A 415-nucleotide genomic window follows, 5' to 3' on the forward strand; every position below is an offset into this window, starting at 1 on the left:
CCACCGTGGAGCCTTTTACGCTCAGGTCGCGGCCCGCCGTGAGCGTCACCGTGTCTGCGCTAAAACTGCTGCCCTGCGCCTGGCGCAGGTGCGTTTCATGGTGCGTTTCCTGGGTGGTTTTCGACAAAAATCCTTTCTTCTTCCACTTATCGTGGGTCACGTGGTCAAGCGTGCTCTCCCCGCTTTCAATAGTCAGGTTATTCCCCGCGCCGGCCGCAAGCGCCCCGCCTGCCGTCACGTCTGCGGCGCGCGCGTTCAGGTTGTTGCCCGCCGTAAGCGTCAGCCTGCCGCCGCTGCTCACGGCGCTGCCCACCTCCTGCGTCTGCGTTTTCAGGTCGTAGTGCTGCCGGTCGCCGTAATAGTTTTCCTGCTGCGCCGTGGTCACGGTGTTCAGCGTCAGATTGCGCCCGGCAAT

The 415-nt window shown here is 63.1% G+C and carries 1 protein-coding gene; it reads right to left on the reverse strand.

Annotated elements, in window-relative coordinates; translation table 11 throughout:
• Positions 1 to 415 (reverse strand): hemagglutinin repeat-containing protein (locus tag JJB97_RS18390; RefSeq protein ID WP_238715533.1); only part of this gene is annotated, 415 nt, incomplete at both ends.

Source organism: Tenebrionibacter intestinalis (assembly GCF_016632365.1).
Taxonomy (GTDB): Bacteria; Pseudomonadota; Gammaproteobacteria; order Enterobacterales; family Enterobacteriaceae; genus Tenebrionibacter; species Tenebrionibacter intestinalis.